The organism is Aquabacterium sp. A08 (genome assembly GCF_011742065.1).
The window spans coordinates 1-3,009 of sequence record NZ_JAAQQT010000381.1 but is presented as its reverse complement, the minus strand read 5'-3'; the positions used below and the strand labels follow the sequence as shown (position 1 = coordinate 3,009).

Sequence of the window (3,009 nt, the reverse complement as noted above, 5' to 3'; positions counted from 1 at the left end):
TCGTACACCTGGAAAATTTCGCCGTGGATGTAGTTGTACCCCACGGCAATGCCCATCGCGTACGCGGCAATGATCATGCCTTCGATCACGATGTGCGGGTTGTACATCAGGATGTCGCGGTCCTTGCAGGTGCCCGGCTCGCCCTCGTCCGAATTGCAAACCAGGTGCTTGACGCCCGGGAACTGGCGCGGCATGAAGCTCCACTTCAGGCCAGTCGGGAAACCGGCGCCGCCACGGCCGCGCAGCGCGGACTCTTTCACCGTGGCAATCACCTGGTCCTGCGACAAGCCTTCGCCGCCGTCCTGGCCCAGGATCTTGCGCAGGGCCGCGTAGCCACCGCGTGCTTCGTAGTCTTTCAGGGACCAGTTGCTGCCGTTGAGCCCGGCGTAAATCTGCGGGTTGATGTGGCGGTCGTGGAAACAGGTCTCCAGGCCCTTGGCCTGGAACTGGGCCAGCACTTGGTTCGCGTTCATGCCTGGCCCTCCGCGGCCTTGAGGCCGTCGATCAGCTGGTCGAGCTTGTCGTGGCTCATGAAACTGCACATGTGGCGGTCGTTCACCAGCATCACCGGCGCATCGGCACAGGCGCCCAGGCATTCGCTCTGCTGCAGGGTGAACAGGCCGTCGGCCGTGGTCTCGCCCATGTGGATGCCCAGTTTCTTTTCCAGGTGCGCCAGGGCCTTGCTGCCGTCGCGCAGCACGCAAGGCAGGTTGGTGCAGACGTTGAGCTTGAACTTGCCCACCGGCCGCTGGTTGTACATGTTGTAGAAGGTCGTGACCTCGTGCACCGCGATGGCGGGCATGCCGAGGTAGTCACCGATGCCTTTTTCGGCGGCGGCGCTCACGTGGCCCTGCTCCTGCTGCACGATGGACAGGCAGGCCATCACGGCCGACTGCTTCTGCTCGGCCGGGTACTTGGCCACCTCGCGGGCGAAACGCGCCAGCGTGGCTTCGGTGAACGCCATGGCCTGCACGGCGGTGTGGGGTGCGCTCATCGGTCAATCTCTCCAAACACGATGTCCATGGTGCCGATGATGGCCACGGCGTCGGCCAGCATGTGGCCACGCGCCATCTCGTCCAGCGTCGCCAGGTGGGCGAAACCGGGGGCACGGATCTTCAGGCGGTAGGGCTTGTTGGCGCCGTCGCTGACCAGGTAAATGCCGAACTCGCCCTTGGGGTGCTCCACCGCCGCGTAGGCCTCGCCCTCGGGCACGTGGAAGCCTTCGGTGAAGAGCTTGAAGTGGTGGATCAGCTCTTCCATGCTCGACTTCATCGCTTCGCGCGAGGGCGGCGCCACCTTGTGGTTGTCGGTGATGACCGGGCCGGGGTTGGCGCGCAGCCAGTCCACGCACTGCTTGATGATGCGGTTGGACTGCTTCATCTCCTCCATGCGGACGAGGTAGCGGTCGTAGGTGTCGCCGGTCTTGCCCACCGGGATGTCGAAGTCCAGGCGGTCGTACACGTCGTACGGCTGCTTCTTGCGCAGGTCCCAAGCGATGCCGGAGCCGCGCAGCATGGGGCCGGTCATGCCCAGGTTCAGGGCGCGCTCGGGTGGCACCACGCCCACGCCGACGGTGCGCTGTTTCCAGATGCGGTTGTCGGTCAACAGCGTGTGGTACTCGGCCAGGTAGGTCGGGAAGCGCTGGGTGAAGTCGTCGATGAAGTCCAGCAGCGAACCCTGGCGGTTGGTGTTCATTTCCGCCATCGCCTTGGCGTTGCGGATTTTGCTGTGCTGGTACTGCGGCATGGTGTCCGGCAGGTCGCGGTACACACCGCCCGGCCGGAAGTAGGCCGCGTGCATGCGCGCGCCCGACACCGCCTCGTACATGTCGAACAGGTCCTCGCGCTCGCGGAAGGCGTAGATCAGGATGGTCGAGCTGCCGCAGTCGTTGCCGTGCGAACCCAGCCACATGAGGTGGTTGAGCAGCCGGGTGATCTCGCTGAACATCACGCGGATGTACTGCGCGCGCACCGGCACCTCGATGCCCAGCAGCTTCTCGATGGCCAGGCAGTAGGCGTGCTCGTTGCACATCATGGACACGTAGTCCAGCCGGTCCATGTAGGGCAGCGACTGGATGAAGGTCTTGCTCTCGGCCAGCTTCTCGGTGGCGCGGTGCAGCAGGCCGATGTGCGGGTCGGCGCGTTGCACAACCTCGCCGTCCAGCTCCAGCACCAGGCGCAGCACGCCGTGCGCGGCCGGGTGCTGCGGACCGAAGTTCAGGGTGTAGTTCTTGATTTCAGCCATGTTGCATCTCACGACGAGGCGGCGCCTCAGTGCAGCCCCCCGTAGTTGTCTTCGCGGATGATGCGGGGCGTGATCTCGCGCGGCTCGATGCTGACCAGCTCGTAGACGACGCGGCGGCGCTCGGCGTCGTAGCGCATTTCCACGTGACCCGAGAGCGGGAAATCCTTGCGGAAGGGGTGGCCGATGAAGCCGTAATCGGTCAGGATGCGGCGCAGGTCGTTGTGGCCCTCGAACACAATGCCGAACAGGTCGAACGCCTCGCGTTCGTACCAGTTGGCCGAGGACCAGAGGTCGGTGACGGAGTCGACCACCGGGAAATCGTCGTCCGGGCAAAACACCCGCACCCGCACGCGCTGGTTCAACGACACCGACAGCAGGTGCGAGACGGCGGCGAAACGGGCACCTTCCCACTGGCCATCGCGGTAGTCGGCGTAGTCCAGACCGCACAGGTCCAGCAGCTGCTCGAACTGGCAACCGGGCGCGTCGCGCAGGGTCTGCATGACCGAACGGTACTCGGCGGCGGGCACCAGCACGGTGACTTCACCGCGCGCCACGGTGACCGAAGTGACCCGCTCGCCCAGGGCGGCGGCCAAGGTGTCGCGCAACGCCTCGGGCGTCACGGCCGACGAGGCGCCCACGTGCGAGGCGCCACTGGTGGCTTGCGTCATCTGGAAACTCCCGCGCGGCTCATGCCCGCGCAATCGTGTTGGTGCGGCGGATCTTTTGCTGCAGCTGGATGATGCCGTACAGCAAGGCTTCGGCCGT

General features: G+C 65.3%; 3 protein-coding genes and 2 pseudogenes. All 5 read right to left on the bottom strand.

Features of this window, described 5'->3' with window-relative positions; translation table 11 throughout:
* A pseudogene (locus tag HA630_RS02170) lies at positions 1-473 on the bottom strand (NADH-quinone oxidoreductase subunit F); the annotation flags it as partial.
* A complete protein-coding gene (gene nuoE / locus HA630_RS02165; RefSeq protein ID WP_208299922.1) occupies positions 470-994 on the bottom strand; it encodes an NADH-quinone oxidoreductase subunit NuoE in 525 nt (174 codons plus the stop codon). The gene nuoE and the pseudogene HA630_RS02170, both read right to left, overlap by 4 nt.
* The gene (locus HA630_RS02160; RefSeq protein ID WP_166832205.1) at positions 991-2,244 is read right to left on the bottom strand and encodes an NADH-quinone oxidoreductase subunit D; all 1,254 of its coding nucleotides are present in this window, start codon (positions 2,242-2,244) and stop codon (positions 991-993) included. Before HA630_RS02160 ends, nuoE begins: the two co-directional genes overlap by 4 nt.
* 26 nt (positions 2,245-2,270) lie before the next feature.
* A complete protein-coding gene (locus HA630_RS02155) occupies positions 2,271-2,912 on the bottom strand; it encodes an NADH-quinone oxidoreductase subunit C (protein ID WP_166832204.1) in 642 nt (213 codons plus the stop codon).
* Positions 2,913-2,931: 19 nt separating this feature from the next.
* Positions 2,932-3,009, bottom strand: a pseudogene (locus tag HA630_RS02150) (NADH-quinone oxidoreductase subunit B); the annotation flags it as partial.